Consider the following 20,927-nt stretch of genomic DNA (forward strand, 5'->3'; position numbering starts at 1 on the left):
CTACCCGTTAATCACCGTGACTGTTGCGGTGATCTCATAGGTCGAAAAACCCTTTGCCTGGAAATCGTCCCAAACTGTTTGCGGGTCAAAGCCAATGAGCTTTTCGGATGTATCCAGCTCTCTGAATTGCTGAGTGACAGTCGGGCCAATCCAGGCGCGAGTTTCTGCGGAAAGATCTTCGAGTGTCTTGTCTTCTGGAATGGCAAGAGCTCGATGCTTCGACTCGTTGAAATATGCCTTCACTTTGAACTTCATATCTCTGCTCCGTGAGTGTTGGAGCGTAACCAATACCGGCAACACGCCACTATTTCAAGCTGGAGGTGACCTGTGGGCAGGCCATATCCGCCAGCGTCATTGCTTGAGCTGTCCAGCTTCGGTATTCGCCTGATCCCTGCGCCCGAAGTGTGGGAATGGCTTCAGGCCGAGATCCTTGCCGACACCGGCAGCATCCACAACGAAGAACACGCCCATCTGATCGATGCTGACATTCGCGTGATGTGGGCCTCCGCCGCCTTCACGAAGAAAGGGCGCACGGTGGTAGGGCAGGCCGAACAAGTCGCGTTCCGCGCCGGTGGCTGGCAGAAGGCCCGGATGGAACAGCAGATGCTGGATTGGTTCGGCGATGTGCCGGCCTACATCATCACGCTGGCTGCCGATTACTGCGCCGACTGTTCCGACGCTGACTTCTGCGCCCTGGTCGAGCATGAGCTCTACCACATAGCGCAGGCGACCGATAAGTACGGACAGCCAGCGTTCACCCAAGACGGCTTACCCAAGCTTGAGATGCGCGGACACGACGTTGAAGAGTTCGTCGGTGTCGTCCGCCGCTACGGTGCGAGCCCTGACGTTCAAGCGTTGGTGGACGCTGCAAACAAGCCTGCCGAGGTGGGGAAATTGAATATATCGAGGGCCTGCGGAACCTGTCTGCTCAAGTCGGCCTGATTCTAGACAGGCTCTAGACGGATGAGACCCTATGGCAACCCTGAAAAATGAGGTGAAGAGCTTCATCGTTCAGGCTCTGGCGTGTTTTGACACACCTTCTCAGGTGGTCGACTCCGTCAAGAACGAATTTGGGGTGGTGGTGACCCGCCAGCAGGTGGAGACACACGACCCAACCAAGGCCGCGGGTAAGGGGCTCGCGATCAAATGGCAGACCCTGTTCCACGACACCCGTAAGCGCTTTCGTGAGGACACGGCAGAAATTCCGATCGCCAACCGTGCGTACCGACTGCGCGCCATGAATCGCTTTGTCGAGCGCGCTGAGGGGATGAAGAACATCTCCCTGGCTATGCAGATCTTGGAGCAGGCTGCCAAGGAGTGCGGCGACGTCTACGTGAATCGCCGCCTTGAACCAGAAAAGCCGCTTGGGTCCCAGGCTGACCAGCCGCATGCGATCGCTGAGTACACCCTGGAGCCTGACGAGAATGTCCCCGCTACCCCGTACCTATGAGGCCCCGGTCAAGCTGACGCCGAAGCAGGCGAACATCTACGTCTGGGGTTACCAGCGGAATGCACGATTCCGTGACGCGGTTTGTGGTCGTCGTTTCGGCAAGACCTTCCTCGGCAAGGCCGAGATGCGCCGCGCGGCCCGACTGGCCGCGGAGTGGGGGGTAAGCGTCGAGGACGAAATCTGGTACGCCGCCCCGACGCAGAAGCAGGCCCGCCGCGTTTTCTGGCGCCGGCTGAAGCAGGCCATTCCCCGTGAGTGGCGAGACTGCAAGCCGAATGAGTCGGACATGCTGATCACTCTCAAGAGTGGGCACCTCATCCGCTGCGTGGGTCTGGAGAACTACGACGATCTGCGAGGCTCCGGTCTTTTCTTTGTCCTGGTGGACGAGTGGGCCGACTGCAAATGGGCTGCGTGGGAAGAAGTCCTGCGGCCTATGTTGTCCACCTGCGAGTACGTTGTACCTGGTGTTGGCAAGTGTAAGGGCGGCCACGCGCTGCGGATCGGCACCCCAAAGGGCTTCAACCACTGCTTCGACACATACCGCGATGGGCAGCCAGGCGGCGAACCTGACCACAAGAGTTGGCTCTACACCTCGCTGCAGGGCGGCAACGTCCCGGCTGAAGAGCTTGACGCGGCGCGTCGCAAGATGGACCCGCGCACGTTCCGGCAGGAGTACGAGGCCAGCTTCGAGAACTACGCCGGCGTCGTCTACTACACCTTCAGTCGCAGCGAGAGTCGGACCAGCGAGCGCATCAAGCCCGGAGAGGCGCTGCATATCGGCATGGACTTCAACGTCATGAAGATGGCCGCAGTTGTCTACGTGGTGCGCGAAGGCCTACCGCTTGCCCTGGATGAGTTCCATTCGGTGCGTGACACGCCAGAGATGATCGAGAAGATCAAGGCGCGCTTCCCAGGTCATGGCATTGCGGTCTATCCCGACGCCAGCGGCCAGAACACCAGTAGTAAGAATGCCAGCGAATCCGATCTATCCCTGCTGCGCAAGGCTGGTTTCACGGTGATCGTGGACAGCCAGAATCCGGGCGTAAAAGACCGTGTGAATGCCGTCAATGCCATGTTGCTGAACACATACGGCGAGCGACGGCTGAAGGTCAATGCCGACCAATGCCCGCAACTGACGCTATGCCTGGAGCGGCAGACCTATGACAAACACGGCGATCCCGACAAGGACCCCAAAAAGGGTCACGACCACATGAACGACGCCGCCGGCTACTTCATCGCTAAGCGCTACCCAATCAACGTGGAAATGACCACCAGCCAATCCTTGAGAATGTGACGATGAACGATAACCCAAGCATCACGCTGCCAGCTGTCAACGCGATGCGTGAATACTGGGGCGTGATTTCTCCGCTCATGGGCGGGACGATGGCGATGCGTGCTGCGGGCAAGACCCTGTTACCGCAATACCCGGCCGAGGATGACGATTCCTACAAGGAGCGCCTGCGGCTATCCACGCTGCTGCCGGCCTACTCTGAGACGGTAGGCAACATGACCTCCCGGGTCTTCGCCGAACCTCTACAGGTCGGCGACGATGTTCCAGGGCAGATCGTTGAGATGACTGCTGACATCGACCACTCCGGCAACGATCTCAACTCGTGGGGTGTTGAGTTCTTCCGCGAAGGGCTGAGTCACGGCCTGTGCCATGCGCTCGTTGACCACTCCCGCACTGAAGGGGTGCGCACCCAGGCGGAAGAGATCGCTGCCGGGGTGAGGCCCTATGCAGTGCTGGTGAAGCCTGAGCAGGTGCTGGGCTGGCGGGCCAAGGGCGGACAGGTCACGATGTTCCGCTATATCGAGATCGTCGAGGAGGAGGATGGTAAGTTTGGTGCTAAGTGCGTCGAGCAGATCCGTGTTCTCGAGCCTGGCTCGTGGCGGACGTACCGCAAGACTGGCAATGGCGGCTGGGAGTTGCATGAAGAGGGTGTCAGCAGTCTGAGCTATATCCCGCTTGTGACCTTCTACACCGGCCGGACCGGCTTCATGACGGCCAAGCCGCCGCTGTTGGAGTTGGCCCACCTCAACGTCAAACACTGGCAGAGCCAGAGCGACCAAGACAATATCCTCCATGTCATTCGCGTGCCGATCCTGGTGCGCATCGGCGTGCAGGCCACATACGACAACCAGGGCAAGCCGGTCCCGCCTGAATTCAAGGTTGGCACCGGCGCGTTGACGGATCTGCCCAAGGATGGCGACCTAAAGTACGTCGAACACACCGGGGCCGCGGTCAAGGCCGGCAGGGAAGCCCTGCAAGACTTGCTCGACGAGATGCGCATGGCTGGCGCCAAGCTGCTCACGCCCGAGAAAAGCGCAACAAAGACCGCAACCCAGGTGGATGAGGAGGCGGCACAAGAACTGTCGCCGCTGGCGCGGATGGCAAGCCACTTCGCCGACTGTCTGGCCCAGCTACTCCAGATCATGGCCGATTATCGTGGGCTGGGTGATGGTGGTGCAGTCGAGATGCGCGGCAACTTCGACGTGGACTACATGCCGGAGGTGTCCCTGCCGACGCTCGTGGCGATGGCGAATGCCGACATGCTGTCCAAGGAGACGCTGTTCGCCGAGATGCAGCGCCGCGGCGTGATCAGTGACGAATATGACTGGGCCAAGGAGCTGGCGAAAATCGAAGCCCAGGGCCCCGCGCTCGGTGCGCTGTGATGAAGACCGCCAATGAGAAGCTGTTAGATAAGCTGATTGGGCACGAGGTCGACCTGCAACACCTGAGCAATGCCCAGGTCGTGGCAATCATCAAGATCCTCAACAGCAAGGACGCCGAGTTGCGTGCGGCGCTGATTGAGGCAATCGACAACCTCGGCGACAACCTGTCGGCGCCCTCGGTGGATGCGGCTCTGTCTGTCGTCCTGCGCCTGAATCAGTCCACTTTCGTGGAGATCCGCCAGGCGGTGGACCAGGCCACCGACAGCTTGATCGGCTATGAGATTGCCTTCCAGCAGGGGGCGCTTCAGGCGGTGACCCCTGTCGTTGTGCAGGATGCCTTCCCGGTCGCCGCTGCTCAGTTCAGCCAGGTTAAGGCGATTGCCCAGGCCCGGCCATTCCAGGGGCGACTGCTCAGGGAGTGGATGGACGGCATCGAGGCGTCACGCGCGGCCTCGGTTCGCGATGCTGTGCGTGCTGGCGTGGTCGAGGGGCGAACTACTGCCGAGATCGTCCGCAGCATCATGGGCACCCGGACGGAGAAGTATGCCGACGGCATCCTGCAGAAGTCGCGCAGGGAGATCGAGGCCGTTGTCCGGTCTGCTGTTTCCAGCACCGCCGAGGCTGCCAGCGACAAGGCCTACGAGGCTAACAGTGACATTATCAGCCATGTCGAGTGGATCAGCACACTGGATACGCGCACCTCGACCACCTGCCGCATCAGGGACCGGCTGCCGTACACCCTTGGGACCTACCTGCCAATCGGGCACAAGATCCCATGGCTGGCCGGGCCCGGGCGAATCCACTGGTGCTGCCGCTCGACCAAGCTGCCGATCCTCAAGAGCGCATCGAAGCTTGGCTTCAGCGATGGCGCCACGCGCGCCTCCATGGACGGCCAGGTGCCGCAGTCAACCACCTACGCCGAATGGCTGGGCCGGCAGTCAGCAGCGCGCCAGGACGAGATCCTGGGGCCTGAGCGCGGAAAGCTGCTAAGACAGGAAAAGCTCAAGCTCGACGACTTCTACAACGACAAAGGCAAGTTCCTGACGCTCGACGAGCTGAGGGAGCGCCTGTAATTCCCCGCGACACGAAATGCCGACATTCGATTTTGTGTCGCAACCCAGGCCCCGCCAAGTGCGGGGCTTTTTTCTGCCTGCGGTTCGGATGGACGGGGCGCGACAGGGCCGGATGGCTCACCAACTGGCCGGATGGCCCAGAGAGACGAGATGAAACTGAAGACTGTTGAAGTGGATGGCAAGCAATACGCTGAGATCCAGGATGGCAAGCCCGTATATGTCGAAGACGACGGTAAAGAGGTCGCCTTTGATGCGGTGGGCACTCGCAGCACCATCACCCGCCTGAACGCTGAGGCTAAATCTCACCGTGAGCGTGCTGATGGCCTCGAAAAGGTCGCCAAGGCCTTCGAGGGCATCGACGATGCCGCTGCGGCCAAGAAAGCCCTGGAAACCGTCGCCAACCTCGACGCCAAGAAGCTGGTGGATGCCGGCGAGATCGAGAAGGTGAAGGGCGAGATCAGCAAGGCCTTCCAAAGTCAGCTGGACGAAGCCAACGGCAAGGCGCAGACCCTCGAGCAGCAACTGTACTCCGAGAAGATCGGTGGCAGCTTCGCCCGCTCGCAGTTCATCGCCGAGAAGATGGCGATTCCCGCGGACATGGTTCAGGCCGCATTCGGCGGCAACTTCAAGATCGAAGAAGGCAAGGTTGTCGCTTATGACGGCCAGGGCCAGAAGGTCTTCAGTCGTGCGCGCCCGGGTGAGCTGGCCGACTTCAACGAAGCGCTTGAGACCCTCGTTTCACAGTACCCCCATCGTGACCACATCCTCAAGAGCTCCGGCGCCAATGGCGGTGGCGCTCCCAACGGCGGTGGTCAGAACAAATCCACGAAGGGCAACTTCGGCGGCTCCAAGGCTGAACGCCTGGAAGCCATCAAAGGCCTGACCGCAAGCGAATAAGGAGGCCCAATGGCCCTTTCGAACATGAAGGTGTTCAACGAATACCTCAAGCGCACCACCATCGAGACCCTGGCGCAGGACGTTGAAAAATTCAACGCCGCTTCGGCAGGCTCCATCCGCCTGACTACCCAGGGTATCGACGGCGACTTCCTGCAAGAATCGTTCTGGGCTGGCCTGCACGGCGCCCAGCGTCGCGTTGACCGTTACGCAGCCAATGGCGCCCAAGCCGCCACCCCTCTGGCACAGAAGCAGTACGACTCCGTGAAAATCGCGGGCGGCTTCGGCCCCATCCTGTGGGAGCCAGCGCAACTGTCGTGGGTGCAGAAGAACCCGGAAGAAGCGCTGGAGGTCATCAGCCGCAACCTGTCCGAAGCCATCATGTCGGACCAGCTGAACACTGCCATTGCCGCCCTGGTGGCCGCGATCGGTAATCAGCCGTCCGCAACCAACGACGTGTCCGCAACCGGTGGCGTGAACTATATCGCCATCAACAACGCCCATGCGCTGTTCGGTGACGCCTCGCAACGCCTGATTGCCCAGGTCATGACTGGGGCCATGTACCACAAGCTGCTGGGCCAGAACCTGGCCAACGCCGAAAAGCTGTTCACCTTCAGCGGTGTGCAGGTGGTCGACATCCTCGGTAAGGCGGTGATCATCACCGACGCCGCGGCTCTGTACGAGGCCGGCACGCCGAACAAGCAGAAGGTGCTGAGCCTGGCCGACGGTGCTGCGGTGGTGATGGACGGTTCCGACCTGATCACCAACATCGAGACCTCCAACGGCAAGGAGCGCATCGAAACCACCATGCAAGCCGACTACACCTTCGGCCTGGGTATGAAGGGCTACACCTGGGACACCGCCAACGGCGGCAAGTCGCCAACCAGCGCAGAGCTGGCCACCGGAACCAACTGGGACCTCGTTGCGAACAGCATCAAGGCCTCGGCTGGCGTAATCACCATTGGCGACGCCGCCCAGTAATCAAACAGCGCCCTTCGGGGCGCAATCCCAGGAGAAGGGTAATGTCCGAAAAAATCGTTTACGAGAAACACCCGGTCACCGCTGAGCGAAAGGCTGAACTGCGCCAGAAGGGCTACAAGATAATCGACGCCAAGTTCGCGCCGGATGACTACAAGCACCCGGAGCCGATGAAGAAGGGCCCCTCTGGTGTCGACAAGCCGTCCAAGGGCCTGAAGGTCGACGAGATTAAGGCGAAGCTGACCGAGAAAGGCATCCCGTTCGACGCCGAAGCCGAGCGGCCAGCCCTCGCCGAACTGCTCGACAAACCGCAGGAGTAAAGCCCCGTGACGACCTACATCACCGTGGCGGACGTGGATGCCCTGCTGGGCGCGACATGGACGACCGAAGAGAAGAAGCCGCGCGCGGTGCTGATGGCGAACACCTGGCTTACCAACCTGCACTTGCCTGAGTTCGATCCGGTTCCGGAAGACGTGATCCAGGCAGGCGCCGAGGTGGCCAGGGAGGCCGCGGCCGGCAATTTGTACGGGGCCAAGGAAACTGGCGTGACGGCTAAGTCCGTCAGTGCAGGGAGTGTTTCGAGTAGCAAGTCGTTCTCCGAGTCATCCAGCACCATCAGCGCTGGCGAGTCTTTCGCCTTGGCGTTGTTGGCCCATTACCTTGGCTCAGGCCAGGTCAAAGTCGTGAGGTGCTGATATGGGCCTTCGCGATGACATCCAGATCGACTTGGCCGAGGCTTTCGACAACGAACTTGCCGACGCGGTGCAGGCGTTCACCGGAACTTACATGGGGCCCGGCGTGTGGGATCCGGTCAGCGAGACGACCACCGCCCAGCCTGTCACCTACACCGGGCGCGGCGTACTCGACAGCTACGACAGCCGACGCATCGACGGCCTCAATATTCTGGTGGGCGACGTTCTGTTGATCTGCCTGGCCAACGAGGTCACGGACAGGCCTGCGGTGGGGCACCAGATCACGGTCGAAGACCTGCTCACCGGACAGCAGGCCACGTATCGCATCATCAGTCCGGGCATCGACCCGGCCAAGGCCCATTACGAGATCCAGTTGAGGAAAGTCTGATGGCGAAAGGATGGAGTACATCACCGACGTTATTTGCTGATCAGATCGAGCAGGATATGGCTCGGCAAGTTCGAGTGATTGCTATGGCGATGCTCAACGAAATCGTGCTTCGGTCGCCGGTCGACACTGGACGTTTCCGTGGCAATAACATCGTAAGCATTGGATCTCCTGTTTACATCAACACCACAGAGGTCGATCCGAGTGGTGGCGAGACTATCAACCGCGGACTGTCCGCGGTAAGTGGTCTAAAGCCATTCACAGTGGTTTACATCCAGAACAATCTGCCATACGCCGAACGACTAGAAGACGGCTGGTCCGATCAAGCACCTGGCGGGATCTACGAGCTCGCCTTCATCAGTGTTTCCGAGGCCTACAAATGACCTTTGAGCAAATCCGGGCCTTGATCACTGCCCACATGGTCGCCTTCACCGGCATTGAGCAGGACAGGATCGATTACCCGAACCAGCCAGCGGTTTTCACGCCGCCAGCCGCGGGTCTGTGGTGTCGCCTGAACATCCAGCACGCCATGGCGTTCATGGCCGGCATGGCTGATCGTCCGCACACCCGCAAGCCCGGGCAGATCAGCATTCAATGCTTCGCCCGGACGCATACCGGGCTGAAGGCCCTGAACGAACTGGCCGACGCTCTGGAGTCCCACTTCGCCTACTGGCAGTCGGGTGACCTGGAGTGCATGGAGGCCAGCCAGGTGGTAGCCGGCGAGTTCGAGGGCTTCTACCAGATCAAGGTCAACATCCGGTTCAGGGCTGGTTAAAGACGGCCGCAATATTGACGGAGATTGAACCATCTCATATGAATCCCTAATTGCTCATATGCATCATCAGCTGTTTTGTATTTCGCTAATGGATCAGTTTTTCCTTCGGGCCAAGTGGCAAAGGAATGGATGATTATTGCAGACGTTTTCTGTATTTCGAGGCCGCCATTTCTCGCAGAGAAATAGTTTGCAGGTCCTTCAGAGATCAGCTCAAGTCGCAGAGAGAACTGATGCCGCCAATGCTCTTCATGGCTTTCGCATTCGCGCAGGGTGAGGGCATCTTTAATCATGCTTTTTGCTGATTTGTACTCCTCGATGAGTCTCGCGCAGGTGAGCCATGCTAGTCGATCTGATGCCGGTGGTTCTCCGGCAGCAGTTCCTTCGCACAAAGCCTGAAAAGCGCGCTCAAGGCTCGATTTAGCATGGTTCAGGAGGTGGGTGTTCTTCCTCTCCTTCGAAGCTTTTCTGATAGCCCATCCAGCAAATACCGCCGATGCAGCGCCGGCAAACGCGGCAGCAGCCTGAGAGATATTAACGATCAAAGTCCAGGTTACCGACTCCATTCTTCGTGCGTCCCTTGGGTCTTAAAGACCGGATGCTAAGCGAAGCTGCCTCACTCAATCCATAACCCGCCCCGCCTTGAGCGGGTTTTTTTTGCCCGCGAAAAGGAGGCTCCAATGAGCTCTGGCGCACAAGTCGTTTCTCACATCATTGCGGAGGTGACGCCTGGCGTTACCCCGGCCGGCACCTGGGACACCCTGCGGTTGACCGGCAACACACTCACTCCAACGGTAAACACCCAGGTCAGTGACGAGATCACCGACAGTCGACTCAGCCAGGGATCCGTAGCTACCAGCATCGATATCGGCGGGGATCTGACCGCGGAATTCTCGTTCGGCTCGTTCGATCAGTTACTGGAAGCGGCTTTCTACGGCGCCTGGACTGGCGATGTGCTTGCCGTGGGCGATACTCGCCATACTTTCAGCATCGCCAAGGGTTACAACGACGTCGACGTCTATGGCGTGTTCAAGGGCGCCCATGTGTCGACCTTCGCACTGGATATCCCATCCGACGGCAAGATCACCGCCACCTTCAACATGGCATGCCTGGACTACACCGACGGCGACACCCCGATTGTGGTTTCGCCGAACGCGCCGACCACCACGCCATTTCTGTCGAACAACAACGTCGGCACCATCCTGGTCGACGGCCAGTCGTTGGAAGGTGTGGCCTGTGTGTCCGCTATGACCGTGAGCCTGGACAACAGTCTGCAAACTCAGCGGTGCCTGGGGTCTGATCGGCTTGGCCCGGGCGCTCATATCGCCACTGAGGCGGCTATCACCGGCAGCATCACCCTGGCCTGGTCGAAGCGCGCCTGGGAGATCTGGAAAAACACCTTTACCCGCGCGCCGATTGGCGTGGTGTTCCCGATCACTGACAGCCTGGGCAACAAGTACACCTTCAACTTCCCGGCGGTGGAGGTGGACGGAGAGCTGCCGAACGGCGGCAAGCGCGACCTGATCGAGGTGACCCTGAACTACACCGTGGCTAAGGTCAGTCCGACCATTACCCGCGAAGCAGCGCCAATCGTCGTAACTGGCGTCTCCGTCACCCCGGCAACCGCCTCGATCGCGGTAGCAGCAACCCGCCAGATGGCCGCAACCGTGGCACCGGCCGGCGCAAGCCAGGCTGTGACCTGGTCCAGCGGCACGCCTGGCGTGGCAACGGTCAACTCGGCCGGCCTGGTCACCGGCGTGTCGGCCGGCACCTCGGTCATCACTGCCACCAGCGTGGCCGATGGCACCAAGGCTGGTACCGCGGCCATCACAGTCACTGCGTAACCCTGTACCACTCTTTGGCCGTCCCGGCAGTAACGCCGCCCGGGGCGGTCCTTTTATCGGCGTGGCGTTGAGGAATCTCCATGGCTTTGCAACTGACCAAGAAAGACCCAGTCACCAAGGGTGAGCGCTGGGCGAAGTTTGACGACGACACGAAGGTGCTCCTCGCCAGCATCGACAATGCCGAGTACCAGGTGGCGCTCGAGCGCATGCGCCGCCGGATTCAGCGGAATGACGCCCGGTTTGAAGAGGGCCAGGTGGGCGTGGTCGCCGGCGAGAAGACCGAGCACCAGAACCATGCCATGTTGCTGAGCCATTTCATCGTGAAAGGCTGGGAAGGCGTGCTGGATGCAGAGGGCAATCCGCTCAAGTACAGCCCAGCCATCGCAGCCGAGCTTTTGGAAACCAACATCGAGTTCTTCGTCTTCGTCCTGCGCGAAGGTGCGGCCGCCGCCAATGACTCCGCAGAAGAGCGGGCAGAGACGGTGGGAAAGCCGTCTCCCGCTTCGAGTGGGAGCAAGAGTGGGGCGGGGAAAGCGAAAAGCGGCGGGCGGTCTACGCGCGCCTGAGACTGGCCGTTCCGGACGAACCGGAGAACGACCCGATCACGGCCTACCTGTTGAACCTGTTCCGCAACGTCTGCCGCGGGCGCCGATACATCACAAGCATGGCTGGCGCCTTCCCGCTGCCGCTGTCGGCCAGGGAGATCTCTGACTGGCTGGAGTCGCATCCATCGCCTCTGGCGCGCGATGAAGTCGATGAGGTGATGTTCGCTCTGGATGCGGTGTGCCTTGCGGGTGATGACGACTGATTTTGTCGAGGCCCTCCAGTTGGTGCTAGATTCCTCTCTCGCACAGGGAGGGTTAGGCTTGAAACCACATTTCGTGTTTTTGATAGCGTTATCATTGTTGGCTGGGTGTGAGACAACGCGTGTCGCGCCAGAGAACGCATCTCAGGTGCCGGCAGAGGATGTATATGCTTTCGGACGGCCGAGCTCTGCTGATGACGCGCGCATCGTTTTCACTCAAGACTCTGGCGCGATGAGTTGCTTCGGAGCTGGTATGCAAGTGTTTCTGAACGAGCGGCTTGCAGCCGAAACCAGTAGCGGCAAATCAGTGAAGCTGTACCACAAGCCCGGCCCTGTACAGCTGAGCATCAAGAATAATGCGGCATGCGCCGGTGGCGATCTGCGAGGCCTCTTGCTGGATCTGAAGCCTGGGTACTCGTATTCAGTCAGAGGATACCGGGGCATGTGGGATAAGGCTGAGCCACTGTTAACAGCACCAGAACCGTATCAGTACAGGAAGTAGCGAGGACGCATGAAATCAATTTTCTTGGTAGGTATTGCGATCTTGACGGCCGCGGCAACATCGGCACATGCGGATGACAGTTCCTGTAAGAAGATCTCCGCTTTGGCCGGGCAGGCTATGACAGCACGCCAAAATGGGGAGTTGCTTGAGGATGCGCTCGATAAAATCGGGGATGGCAGCAAGTTTGCCAGAGGCATGATTCTCAGGGCTTATAAGCGTCCAGTAGCGATGGTCGATACCTTGAAGGAAGACTCCGTGAAGGAGTTCCAGAACGAAGCGTTTCGCGAGTGCTTGGACGCCAACGGATAAAGAAATCGAATTTAAAACCCGCTCCGGCGGGTTTTTTTATGCCTGGAGAAAAGCAATGGCTCAGACATCCCGTCTGGTTCTGGAGATCGATAGCCGGGACGCCGAGCAAAAGGCCGCTGACACCCGCAAGGCTCTCGAGGCCTTGGAAAGCGCAGGGCTTCGAGTCAAGCCTGCAATGGATAAGGCCGGGGCCGGCATGGATAGCGCAGGCCAAAGCGCTGAGAGAGCCGGAAAGTCATATGGATACTACAGCGATGAGGTCGAACAACTACTTGGCCGACTGGATCCACTTCGGAAGAAGCAACAGGATCTTGCCAGAAGCCAGTCCGAACTGGCGGCAGCATTCAAGCGCGGAGACATTGGCGAGTCTAGCTACAAAGAGTTTTCCGGTGTTATCCGCGGGCAGGCTGAAGCAATTAAGACTCAGCGTGCCGCGCTGACAAGCTTAAACGGTGATCTGAACAAAACCGGCATGACGGCGAAAGCGACGGCTGCAGCCTTGCGTGGTGTGCCAGCACAATTTACTGATATCGCGGTATCTCTCCAGGGCGGACAGGCGCCCCTCACAGTTTTCCTCCAGCAAGGTGGCCAGCTCAAGGATATGTTTGGTGGTGTAGCGCCGGCGGCAAAAGCCTTGGGTGGGTACATCCTTGGACTGGTCAACCCATTCACTGTTGCTGCTGCTGCGGTTGGCGTGCTTGGCCTGGCCTACTACCAGGGATCGAAAGAGCAGGATGCTTACCGGCTTTCGCTGGTGACTACAGGCAATGCCGCGGGCACGACCACGATCGCCCTCGCTGAGATGGCCAAGCGTGTCAGCGGCACCGTCGGTACCACGGCAGATGCTGCCGCGGCGCTGGCACAGCTCGCCGGCACCGGAAAAATCGCCAGCTCCAGCTTCGAGCAGATCGCCACTTCGGCAATCGCGTACGAGAAAGCGACCGGTAAGGCCGTGTCGGAAACCATCGCCGAATTTGTGCGGCTGGCGGACGACCCGGTAAAGGCAGTCGCTGAACTGAACAACAAGTACAACTTCCTGACTGCTTCGGTCTATGAGCAGGTCCGTGCTGCGCAGGAAATGGGCGAGAAGGAGGCAGCAGCAGCCATCGCGCAAGAGGCGTATGCCAAAGCACTTAGCGAGCGCTCGGCGACGATGAAGGCCAACCTGGGCACTCTCGAAAAGGCCTGGAACGATCTAGCTGGCGCCGCGAAGAGTGGTTGGGACGCAATCCTCGGTATCGGGCGCGAGTCAAATAGTGGTCCGGACGTGAAGGCGATTCAGCAGAAGATCAACTACCTGAAATCTACCCTTGATACTGGTTACGAGGACGACAACGCAAGAGAGCGTATCGCTTCGCTTCAGGCTGAACTGGATGCCTACGACAAGAAGTCGAAAGCCGAACAGAAGGCTGCTGACGATACCGCGCGAGCGGCTCAGGTTCAGCGTGATGGGCAAGTGGCGTACGAAGCATTTGAAAAGAGCCTTGAGCAGAACTTCACCAAGCGTCAAAAAATGAACAAGGCGCTTGAGGACGAAGAAAAGCGCATCAGTGCTGCTCGCGCAGCTGGATACACGATTACTGCTGAGCAGGAGGCTGCGGCGCTCAAGGCCATACGCGAGAACTCTATCTACAAGGAGGCGGCCGAGAAGAAGCCTAAGGCCTACACCGAAAACGCCGGCATGAAGGCGCTGGACCAGGCCCGCCAGCAGTACGCCGTGTTGCAGCAGCAGAACGCGCTCATCGGCGTACAGAAGGGAGAGGTCGACAAGCTCGGCGCCTCCGGCCAGGCCCTGGTGAAGTGGGAGCAGGAGCTCGCCGACATCAAGGGTAAGCAGACCCTGACCGCCGACCAGAAGTCCTTGCTAGCCAACCAGGAGCTGATCACTGCTCAGCTGAAAAAGAATGCTGCACTGGAGCGCGAGAACCAGTTGCGCAAGATAGCCACCGAGGAAACTCAGAAGCTGGCCGCCTTCCAGTCGAACCTGGCCAGCCAGTTGGCCAATGCCCAGACCGGACTCGATAACAATCTGGCTGGCATGGGGCTGGGCGATCAAGCTCGGCAGCGCCTGCAAGAGCAGTTGAGCATTCAGCAGCAGTACCAATCGCAACTGGATGGCCTGGTGCAGCAGCGCAACGAGGGGCGAATCAGCGAAAGCCTGTATAGCAAGGAGACGGAAGCCCTGCGTGCCGCGCTCCAGGCTCGCCTGGCGATGCAGCAGCAGTACTACACGGAAGTGGATAAGGCCCAATCTGACTGGTCGCTCGGCGCCTCTTCGGCGTTCCAGACCTATGCCGAAAAAGCCGCTGACGTCGCCGGCCAAACCCGCAATCTCTTCACCAACGCCTTCAGCAACATGGAGGATGGCATCGTCCAGTTCGTGAAGACCGGCAAGCTGTCCTTCAAGGATCTGGCCGACGGCATCATTGCCGACCTTGTGCGTATCCAGGTGCGGAAGGCTGCGGTAGGCATTTTCGGATCACTGTTCGGCGGGTTTGCAGGTGCTGGAGCTTCCTCGGCTGGCAGCGGCACCATGACCGGATTTAGCGAGACGATATCGCGCAGTGGGTTTTCCTCTGGCGGCTACACCGGCGACGGTGGCAAGTATGAGCCGAAGGGCGTTGTGCACGGCGGCGAGTTCGTTGTCCGCAAGGAGGTGGTGAGCCAGCCGGGCGCCCGGGAGTTCCTCGAGCGAATGAACGCGAACTCCAAGGGTTATGCGGATGGTGGTTACGTCGGGCCTTCAACTGCGGCCGCGACCACGAACGTCGTCCAAAGCACCTCGTCCAGCGCCCAGGCGCCAATCATCCAGCAGCAGTTCAGCTTCCAGGGCACGCCAGACGAAGCGACCGTGAACATGGTCAGGGAGGCGGCGCAGCAGGGGGCCAAGGGCGGCTATGAACTGGTCGTACGCGACTTAAAAATGAACGGAACCATCCGCCAGCTGATCGCGCGGCGCTAAGCCTTTAAGGAGTACCGCATGGCTCTCACGTGGCCTGCTTCGCTGCGCCCGTCAGAAATGACCTGGGGCATCGTCAACAACAGCCGGGCGTTCACGTCCATGCTGTCGAACGCTCAGCAGATCGTTGGCTACCCGGGCGCCTACTGGCAGTGCACGCTGACCTTCGGTTTGCTGGAAAGGTGGCAGGAACGCGAGCTTTCTGCCTTCCTCGGGCGTCTGGATGGGATGTTCGGCACCTTCAATCTTCCTGCCTTCACCCGCACGCGGGTCGACAATGTGGGCTCGCTGGTGGTGGTCACTGGCAATGCCCAGGCGCGCAGCATGCTAATCGCCGGGGCGACGCCGAGCACGCCCATCTTCGCGATGGGCGATTACATCACCGTGGCGGGCGAGATGTTCGAGGTGACCGACCTGGTCTCGTCGAATGCCCAGGGCCAGGCCACGGTCCCGCTCAACAAGAGGATTCGCAAGGCGCTGACCGCCGGCGCCGCCATTGAATACCGAAACCCCTATTCGGAGATGCGCATGACCTCTGACACTTGGTCTATGTCGGTTCGTCCGGTGGTGGCCAACGGTAGCTATCAGTTCAGGGAGGCCTTCTGATGCCCTCAGCATTCCCGTTCAGCCAGAGCGTTGTGAACATCATCGCCACCGGCAAGTTCTTGGCCGTGTATGCCGTGCAGCTCGACTTCATCGACGGCATGGTCTTCGCGCACACCGGCACCGGTCAGCTGGTGATCGACGGCATCACCTACGAAGGGGTGGGAAATTTCGGCCAGGTCAGCCAGTCGCAGGAGAGCGACAACTCGAACTCGCCGATGTCAGTCGAGCTGTCCCTCAATGGTCTGGATTCCTACATCGTGGCGGAGACCAACGTGCGCGGCTGCCGCGGACGGTCGGCGAAGGTCATGTTCGTGGTGTTCGACGAGGCCGGCAACTACGCGGCCGACATCCTGTTCTCGGGCCGCATGGACGCCGCCAAGTTCTCCTACGCCGGCAACGGCCAGGACGGCAACAGCATCACGGTGCCGGTGATCGATCGCATGGCCGAGTGGAGTCGCACCGGAACCGAGCGCTTCACCGACGAGAACCACCGGGCCCGCCACCAGGATGACCGGTTCTTCTACGCCATCGCCCAAATGTCCGAGTGGCCCATTTACTGGGGCTCGAAGAAGGACGCCCCAACATTCAATTACGGAAGCTAGTCATGCGCTATCGAGATTGGACCACGCGTTTAAACGACGTGATCAAGGCCGCCCAAGGGCGGCCTTTTTCATGGGGCGAGTTTGACTGCTGTCTGTTCGCCGCCGACTGCACCGCGGCGGTGTGCGGGGTCGATCCGGCCGAGCAGTACCGCGGTAAGTACAAGACCGAGGCCGGCGCGAAGCGGCAACTGAAAAAGCAGCACGGCAGCTTGGAAGCGGCGTGGGACGCCTGCTTTTCTCGGGTGGCCCTGTCCTTCATCCAGCGCGGTGACGTGGTGCTGTACGACGCCCCGGGCGGCCGGAGCATGGCGGTGTTCTGGGCAGGTGATTACTGGTCGACGACCGAAGACGGCGTTTGCCGCATTGAGTGCGAGCCTCTGGCCGCGTGGAGGGTTGAATGAGCGGCGGCGTCAAGAAACTCGCCCAGGTGGTGGTCGGTGCTGTAGTTGGTTTTGCCCAGGGCGGCCCATGGGGTGCTGTCGCTGGCGCAGCGCTGGCCTTCTACGCCGCCGAGCAGCAGGAGAAGCTGAACACCAAGTCGCCACTGCGCGACAACGAGCCATCGGCGCAGACCGTGCGATCATCGAAGGCACCGGTTCGTTTCATCCTCGGCCGCGTGGCCACCGGTGGCGTGCTTGTGTGGGCCCAGGAGCAGGCCAGCGGCCAGACCGAAGGCGAATGGCTGCACCTGGTCTATGTGCTGAGCGAGGGCGCCGTCGATGCCGTTGAAAACATCTACCTGGGCGAGGAGGAGATCGGTTCGTTCGGCGAATTCGCCAGCTATGAGCTGATCGTCAACCCGACTCAGGTGAACGCTTTCCTGAAGGCCAACTGCCCGGACTGGAAAGACAGTCAGATCGGCCGCGGCCTGTCGTTCGTGCGTGTGTCATTGAAGTACAGCGCGGAGAAGTTCCCATCCGGCATCCCGGATACCCGCTTCGTGGTCCGCGGCCGCAACGACATCTACGACCCGCGCACCGGCAACACCGGGTACAGCGCCAATACCGCGTTGCACATGCTGTGGTACCTGCGGACGCGCTGCGGTGTGCCTGACGATGAGATCGTGTTCGAGACCTTTGCCAGCGCGGCCAACGTCTGCGACGAGACCATCACCAATGCCGACGGATCGGTCAGCCAGCGCTACCGGACGGCCTGCGTTATCGGCGCCGACGAGCAGCGCACCGGCGTGCTGCAGAAGCTGGAAGCGGCGTGCGCGGGCAAACTGATCCGCGTCGGCGGTCGCTGGATGCTCCAGGCCGGGGCCTACTACGGCCCGTATGACTTCGAGATCACCGAGGATATGGTGATCGGCACCGTTACTGGCAGCACCGAACCGACCAACGATTCAGCCATCAATACCGTGCGTGGCACCTTCATTGACCCGTCGCAGTCCTGGACCGAGACGGACTATCCGGAGGTCAGTGTTGCCGAGTGGATCGTTGAGGACGGCGGAGAGGCGGCGGAGACCCTGACCTTTTCCTACGTCACGGACCCATACCAGGCCCAGCGCTTGGCCAACATCGAGCTTCGCCGCCGGCGCGCGGGCGGCGCGATCAGCATCCCCATGAACTTTGCCGGCTACAACTGCCGGCCGGGCCGGGTGGTGCGGGTCAACCTGCCATCGCTGAACATGCTGGGCGAGTTCATCGTCAGCGACTGGTCGATGGGCGACAGCGAAGGCTGCACCGTGCAGGTCAAGCAGTACGAGGCGGCGATCTTCGATGACGCCGTGGGCGAGCCTTACAACCCGCTCGGCTTCATCAGCCTGCCGGCCGGCGGCCTGGGCTCTCCTACTGGGCTGACCTGGACGCAGAACACCGGCGCGGAGGTGGTGCAGGGCGTCCTGTCCTGGACGCCGCCTGCCGGGATTGTGTCGTCCTACGTCGTCATTGTCCGCCAGGGCGCGACCGCTGTTCAGTCGCACTCCATCCCGGCAACCTCGACGCAGTGCGCAATCAACGGTTTGCCGTCGGGCAACTACACGATGAGCGTGGCGGCGGTGGGCCCTATGGCACGCTCCGGTGAGGCGACCATCGCGGTCAGCATTATGGGGCCGCCGATCCCAGAGTCATGTGCGGTACAGTCCTCGATCGACAGCATCGTGCTGATTCCGCAGAACACGCTGCACGGCCTCAACGGCGGCACCTACGAGTATTTCTTCAGCACGTCGCCGACGGCCACTGCGGATGATGCGGATTATCTGGGGCAGGGTCTGTCCTTCACGCACACCGGACTTGGGTTCTACACGAACTATTACTACTTCGTGCGTTCGTCGAACGCCTATGGGAAGAGTGCGTTCCTGTATGTGCCGGCCGCCACCTCCAACGACGTCTCGGCGTACCTGGCGGCCCTGGCTGGCAAGGTCACCCGCACGGAGCTGGGTCAGGACCTGATCTCGGAGATCGACGGGCTGCAGGACCAGATCGACGCGCTCGATGACATCCTGCTCTATGACCCTGCCAAGACCTATGTGAAAAATGACATCGTCCGTCAAGGCCAGCGGCTGTATCAAGCATTGTCGGCCGTGCCAGCGAACATGCCTCCGCCGAATGCTACTTACTGGAAAGACGTTGGTCAGTCGATCGAGACGGCCAACGGCCTGGCCCAGCAGGTGGCGACCAACACCGCCGATATCACCGAGCTGGACGGCGTGGTAACGGCGCAGGCGAACTCAACCAACACGCTCCGCGCGTCCTGGCGGGAAGATGATGGCGCCGGCGACCTGGCCGATGCCATGAAGGGTTGGGACAACACCGCGGCGATTGTTACCGAGGAGAAGGTCCGGGCTACCGCGATTGAGGCCGAGGCCACGCAGCGGATTCAACTGCAAGCCACTGTTGGCCAAAACACGGCAGCAATCCAGCAAACGTCTTCAGCCCTGGCGAACACCAACGGCCAACTGTCCACGATCTGGTCGGTGAAAATGGAGACCACCGCCGGCGGCCAGAAGTACGCAGCCTCGTTTGGTCTGGGCCTACAAGTTGATCCTTCCGGGGTTTCGTCGCAGTTCGTTGTGCGCGCTGACACCTTCATGTTGCTGAACCTGGCCAACGGCACGCCGGTGTCGCCGTTTGCGGTAACCGGCGGCCAGACGTTCATCAATTCGGCGTTCATCCAGGACGGCACGATCACCAACGCCAAGATCGGCAACTACATCCAGTCGAACAACTACGTCGCCGGCAGCACCGGGTGGCGGCTGTGGTTTGACGGCACGTTCGAGATCAACAGCGCCCTGGGAGCCGGCGCTCGCCAGATTATCAACAACAACGGCGGCAAGGTGTTCGATGAGAACGGCATGAAGCGCTATCAATGGGGGAACTTAGCCGCATGAGCTACGGAATCAGGATCTGGGGCGCCGACGGCGCGCTCCAGGTCGACGAGAACTCATTCACGATTCGTGTGGTGTTGTCGACGCTGGTTACATTCGCCGTCGGGGCCGGCAAGAGCAATCAAGACTTCGCGGTCCCCGGTGTTGGGCCTGGCAATGGTACGGCAGTTGCCATTCCTATTGGCACTTACGACAACAACAGCCGGCAGTTTGAAACCGAAGTGCTAGATGGGGTTGTTCGGGTCTACAACCATACGCGCACCTTTGCCGCCAGTACGACATCGTCTGGGACTATGCGATTGATCGTAATGAGGTGGAGCTAATGAGCTACGGAATGCAGTTCACGAATAACGGAAATGTCGTGACGCTCGACTCGGAGTTTGCTCGGTTGGTGGTAATTTCGACCGGGCGCTATGCCCCAACGGGGGAGAATGGGCTCGGCTCTACCACCACATTTGCCAGGCCGGTGACCTCTCAGGAACCGCCGTTGGTGTTTATTCGGCCAGATACAGTCAATGGAGTAGCAGGCCTGTGTTTCATGCGTCTGATTGGTTCGGCCGGCAACTGGACGGGGTTTTATGTTCGCGCTTACAACGTAAACACTGCACAGCCTAATGGGCGCTACTTTGTTGCGGCGTTCGAAGCTCAGCCGGTGGCTCAGTATGGGGCTCGCCTGTGGGATGGCACCGGGAAACTGCTGTTCGACTCTGGCACCTCGGCGGCGAACTTTACTCGAGCTTTCCAGAACTGGAGCTACGTCAAGGACGACAAAGACCCGCAGGGCCTGACACGGATCTACTACACCGTGCCATTCAACTTCCCGCAGGACGAGTTTTTGCTGTTGAACAACTTCGGTATGGACATGAACTCGGGAAGCGGCATGGGGCGACAGCTGTACTGCTGGTGGGATTTTCCCAACAACAAGCTTTATGCGATCACGATTGCAGTAGCAAATCCGTACGCATTCTTCCTTCCGGCTGTCTTCGCCAAGATGAACAGCTGAGCAACACGAACCCTCACAGCCCGCCATGAGCGGGTTTTTTTGCCCAACAAAA

General features: G+C 60.2%; 25 protein-coding genes. 23 read left to right on the top strand and 2 right to left on the bottom strand.

Annotated features, from left to right (window positions below):
* Entirely contained in the window at nt 1-255 is a 255-nt protein-coding gene (locus C4K38_RS10670; RefSeq protein ID WP_053278258.1) for a hypothetical protein, read from the bottom strand.
* Between the two features lie 72 nt (nt 256-327).
* Between C4K38_RS10670 and C4K38_RS10675 the strand changes: the two genes are divergently transcribed.
* The 12 genes from C4K38_RS10675 to C4K38_RS10730 all read left to right on the top strand — a co-directional run bounded on the left by C4K38_RS10675 (nt 328) and on the right by C4K38_RS10730 (nt 8,920).
* Nucleotides 328-942: a putative metallopeptidase gene (locus tag C4K38_RS10675; RefSeq protein WP_053278259.1), complete on the top strand. Its 615-nt coding sequence runs from the start codon at nt 328-330 to the stop codon at nt 940-942.
* Nucleotides 943-973: 31 nt separating this feature from the next.
* Entirely contained in the window at nt 974-1,450 is a 477-nt protein-coding gene (locus C4K38_RS10680) for a DUF2280 domain-containing protein (RefSeq protein ID WP_053278260.1), read from the top strand.
* Entirely contained in the window at nt 1,425-2,744 is a 1,320-nt protein-coding gene (locus C4K38_RS10685) for a phage terminase large subunit family protein (protein WP_053278261.1), read from the top strand. The genes C4K38_RS10680 and C4K38_RS10685 overlap by 26 nt, the downstream gene beginning before the upstream one ends.
* A 2-nt stretch (nt 2,745-2,746) precedes the next feature.
* Nucleotides 2,747-4,123: a DUF4055 domain-containing protein gene (locus tag C4K38_RS10690; RefSeq protein ID WP_053278262.1), complete on the top strand. Its 1,377-nt coding sequence runs from the start codon at nt 2,747-2,749 to the stop codon at nt 4,121-4,123.
* Nucleotides 4,123-5,196: a putative phage head morphogenesis protein gene (locus C4K38_RS10695; RefSeq protein WP_053278263.1), complete on the top strand. Its 1,074-nt coding sequence runs from the start codon at nt 4,123-4,125 to the stop codon at nt 5,194-5,196. The genes C4K38_RS10690 and C4K38_RS10695 overlap by 1 nt, the downstream gene beginning before the upstream one ends.
* Before the next feature lie 150 nt (nt 5,197-5,346).
* Nucleotides 5,347-6,093 (top strand): DUF6651 domain-containing protein, encoded by a 747-nt coding sequence (locus C4K38_RS10700; protein WP_053278264.1) that lies wholly within the window; start codon nt 5,347-5,349, stop codon nt 6,091-6,093.
* Between the two features lie 9 nt (nt 6,094-6,102).
* Nucleotides 6,103-7,071: a major capsid protein gene (locus C4K38_RS10705; RefSeq protein WP_053278265.1), complete on the top strand. Its 969-nt coding sequence runs from the start codon at nt 6,103-6,105 to the stop codon at nt 7,069-7,071.
* A gap of 41 nt (nt 7,072-7,112) precedes the next feature.
* Nucleotides 7,113-7,388 carry a hypothetical protein gene (locus C4K38_RS10710; protein ID WP_053278266.1) on the top strand — a complete coding sequence of 92 codons (276 nt, stop codon included), beginning with the start codon at nt 7,113-7,115 and terminating at the stop codon, nt 7,386-7,388.
* Nucleotides 7,389-7,394: 6 nt separating this feature from the next.
* A complete protein-coding gene (locus C4K38_RS10715) occupies nt 7,395-7,763 on the top strand; it encodes a hypothetical protein (RefSeq protein ID WP_053278267.1) in 369 nt (122 codons plus the stop codon).
* Between the two features lies 1 nt (nt 7,764).
* Nucleotides 7,765-8,148, top strand: a complete 384-nt coding sequence (locus tag C4K38_RS10720; protein ID WP_053278268.1) for a hypothetical protein — start codon at nt 7,765-7,767, stop codon at nt 8,146-8,148.
* On the top strand, nt 8,148-8,528 hold the full coding sequence (locus C4K38_RS10725; RefSeq protein WP_053278269.1) for an HK97 gp10 family phage protein: 381 nt from the start codon (nt 8,148-8,150) through the stop codon (nt 8,526-8,528). Before C4K38_RS10720 ends, C4K38_RS10725 begins: the two co-directional genes overlap by 1 nt.
* Entirely contained in the window at nt 8,525-8,920 is a 396-nt protein-coding gene (locus C4K38_RS10730) for a hypothetical protein (RefSeq protein ID WP_053278270.1), read from the top strand. Before C4K38_RS10725 ends, C4K38_RS10730 begins: the two co-directional genes overlap by 4 nt.
* Here the strand turns inward: C4K38_RS10730 and C4K38_RS10735 are convergent.
* Nucleotides 8,917-9,483: a hypothetical protein gene (locus tag C4K38_RS10735; RefSeq protein WP_124345269.1), complete on the bottom strand. Its 567-nt coding sequence runs from the start codon at nt 9,481-9,483 to the stop codon at nt 8,917-8,919. The two genes, C4K38_RS10730 and C4K38_RS10735, sit on opposite strands and share 4 nt — an antisense overlap.
* Nucleotides 9,484-9,597: 114 nt before the next feature.
* Between C4K38_RS10735 and C4K38_RS10740 the strand changes: the two genes are divergently transcribed.
* The 11 genes from C4K38_RS10740 (at nt 9,598) to C4K38_RS10790 (ending at nt 20,875) form a co-directional block, all read left to right on the top strand.
* Nucleotides 9,598-10,761 carry a phage tail tube protein gene (locus C4K38_RS10740; RefSeq protein ID WP_053278271.1) on the top strand — a complete coding sequence of 388 codons (1,164 nt, stop codon included), beginning with the start codon at nt 9,598-9,600 and terminating at the stop codon, nt 10,759-10,761.
* An 80-nt stretch (nt 10,762-10,841) separates the two neighbouring features.
* Complete coding sequence (locus C4K38_RS10745; RefSeq protein WP_053278272.1) at nt 10,842-11,327, top strand: phage-derived protein YdaY family protein; 486 nt, start codon at nt 10,842-10,844, stop codon at nt 11,325-11,327.
* A gap of 2 nt (nt 11,328-11,329) precedes the next feature.
* Nucleotides 11,330-11,569: a hypothetical protein gene (locus C4K38_RS10750; protein ID WP_053278273.1), complete on the top strand. Its 240-nt coding sequence runs from the start codon at nt 11,330-11,332 to the stop codon at nt 11,567-11,569.
* 508 nt (nt 11,570-12,077) lie between these two features.
* Nucleotides 12,078-12,377: a hypothetical protein gene (locus C4K38_RS10755; protein ID WP_053278275.1), complete on the top strand. Its 300-nt coding sequence runs from the start codon at nt 12,078-12,080 to the stop codon at nt 12,375-12,377.
* A gap of 55 nt (nt 12,378-12,432) precedes the next feature.
* Nucleotides 12,433-15,339 carry a phage tail tape measure protein gene (locus C4K38_RS10760; protein ID WP_053278276.1) on the top strand — a complete coding sequence of 969 codons (2,907 nt, stop codon included), beginning with the start codon at nt 12,433-12,435 and terminating at the stop codon, nt 15,337-15,339.
* An 18-nt stretch (nt 15,340-15,357) separates the two neighbouring features.
* Entirely contained in the window at nt 15,358-15,942 is a 585-nt protein-coding gene (locus C4K38_RS10765; protein WP_053278277.1) for a hypothetical protein, read from the top strand.
* Nucleotides 15,942-16,544, top strand: a complete 603-nt coding sequence (locus C4K38_RS10770; RefSeq protein WP_053278278.1) for a hypothetical protein — start codon at nt 15,942-15,944, stop codon at nt 16,542-16,544. Before C4K38_RS10765 ends, C4K38_RS10770 begins: the two co-directional genes overlap by 1 nt.
* Before the next feature lie 2 nt (nt 16,545-16,546).
* The gene (locus C4K38_RS10775; protein WP_053278279.1) at nt 16,547-16,945 is read left to right on the top strand and encodes a DUF6950 family protein; all 399 of its coding nucleotides are present in this window, start codon (nt 16,547-16,549) and stop codon (nt 16,943-16,945) included.
* A complete protein-coding gene (locus C4K38_RS10780; protein ID WP_053278280.1) occupies nt 16,942-19,875 on the top strand; it encodes a phage tail tip fiber protein in 2,934 nt (977 codons plus the stop codon). Before C4K38_RS10775 ends, C4K38_RS10780 begins: the two co-directional genes overlap by 4 nt.
* Before the next feature lie 8 nt (nt 19,876-19,883).
* Entirely contained in the window at nt 19,884-20,195 is a 312-nt protein-coding gene (locus C4K38_RS10785) for a hypothetical protein (protein WP_053278350.1), read from the top strand.
* On the top strand, nt 20,195-20,875 hold the full coding sequence (locus tag C4K38_RS10790) for a hypothetical protein (protein WP_053278281.1): 681 nt from the start codon (nt 20,195-20,197) through the stop codon (nt 20,873-20,875). The genes C4K38_RS10785 and C4K38_RS10790 overlap by 1 nt, the downstream gene beginning before the upstream one ends.
* Nucleotides 20,876-20,927: the final 52 nt, after the last annotated feature.

It is taken from the genome of Pseudomonas chlororaphis subsp. piscium (assembly GCF_003850345.1).
Lineage (GTDB): Bacteria > Pseudomonadota > Gammaproteobacteria > Pseudomonadales > Pseudomonadaceae > Aquipseudomonas > Aquipseudomonas piscium.

Excerpts from the sequence above, each read along its gene's own strand:
- C4K38_RS10670 (WP_053278258.1), bottom strand. The coding sequence starts at position 255 with ATGAAGTTCAAAGTGAAGGCATATTTCAACGAGTCGAAGCATCGAGCT.
- C4K38_RS10680 (WP_053278260.1), top strand. The coding sequence starts at position 974 with ATGGCAACCCTGAAAAATGAGGTGAAGAGCTTCATCGTTCAGGCTCTG.
- C4K38_RS10685 (WP_053278261.1), top strand. The coding sequence starts at position 1,425 with ATGTCCCCGCTACCCCGTACCTATGAGGCCCCGGTCAAGCTGACGCCG.
- C4K38_RS10690 (WP_053278262.1), top strand. The coding sequence starts at position 2,747 with ATGAACGATAACCCAAGCATCACGCTGCCAGCTGTCAACGCGATGCGT.
- C4K38_RS10695 (WP_053278263.1), top strand. The coding sequence starts at position 4,123 with ATGAAGACCGCCAATGAGAAGCTGTTAGATAAGCTGATTGGGCACGAG.
- C4K38_RS10700 (WP_053278264.1), top strand. The coding sequence starts at position 5,347 with ATGAAACTGAAGACTGTTGAAGTGGATGGCAAGCAATACGCTGAGATC.
- C4K38_RS10705 (WP_053278265.1), top strand. The coding sequence starts at position 6,103 with ATGGCCCTTTCGAACATGAAGGTGTTCAACGAATACCTCAAGCGCACC.
- C4K38_RS10710 (WP_053278266.1), top strand. The coding sequence starts at position 7,113 with ATGTCCGAAAAAATCGTTTACGAGAAACACCCGGTCACCGCTGAGCGA.
- C4K38_RS10720 (WP_053278268.1), top strand. The coding sequence starts at position 7,765 with ATGGGCCTTCGCGATGACATCCAGATCGACTTGGCCGAGGCTTTCGAC.
- C4K38_RS10725 (WP_053278269.1), top strand. The coding sequence starts at position 8,148 with ATGGCGAAAGGATGGAGTACATCACCGACGTTATTTGCTGATCAGATC.
- C4K38_RS10730 (WP_053278270.1), top strand. The coding sequence starts at position 8,525 with ATGACCTTTGAGCAAATCCGGGCCTTGATCACTGCCCACATGGTCGCC.
- C4K38_RS10735 (WP_124345269.1), bottom strand. The coding sequence starts at position 9,483 with ATGGAGTCGGTAACCTGGACTTTGATCGTTAATATCTCTCAGGCTGCT.
- C4K38_RS10740 (WP_053278271.1), top strand. The coding sequence starts at position 9,598 with ATGAGCTCTGGCGCACAAGTCGTTTCTCACATCATTGCGGAGGTGACG.
- C4K38_RS10745 (WP_053278272.1), top strand. The coding sequence starts at position 10,842 with ATGGCTTTGCAACTGACCAAGAAAGACCCAGTCACCAAGGGTGAGCGC.
- C4K38_RS10755 (WP_053278275.1), top strand. The coding sequence starts at position 12,078 with ATGAAATCAATTTTCTTGGTAGGTATTGCGATCTTGACGGCCGCGGCA.
- C4K38_RS10760 (WP_053278276.1), top strand. The coding sequence starts at position 12,433 with ATGGCTCAGACATCCCGTCTGGTTCTGGAGATCGATAGCCGGGACGCC.
- C4K38_RS10765 (WP_053278277.1), top strand. The coding sequence starts at position 15,358 with ATGGCTCTCACGTGGCCTGCTTCGCTGCGCCCGTCAGAAATGACCTGG.
- C4K38_RS10770 (WP_053278278.1), top strand. The coding sequence starts at position 15,942 with ATGCCCTCAGCATTCCCGTTCAGCCAGAGCGTTGTGAACATCATCGCC.
- C4K38_RS10775 (WP_053278279.1), top strand. The coding sequence starts at position 16,547 with ATGCGCTATCGAGATTGGACCACGCGTTTAAACGACGTGATCAAGGCC.
- C4K38_RS10780 (WP_053278280.1), top strand. The coding sequence starts at position 16,942 with ATGAGCGGCGGCGTCAAGAAACTCGCCCAGGTGGTGGTCGGTGCTGTA.
- C4K38_RS10790 (WP_053278281.1), top strand. The coding sequence starts at position 20,195 with ATGAGCTACGGAATGCAGTTCACGAATAACGGAAATGTCGTGACGCTC.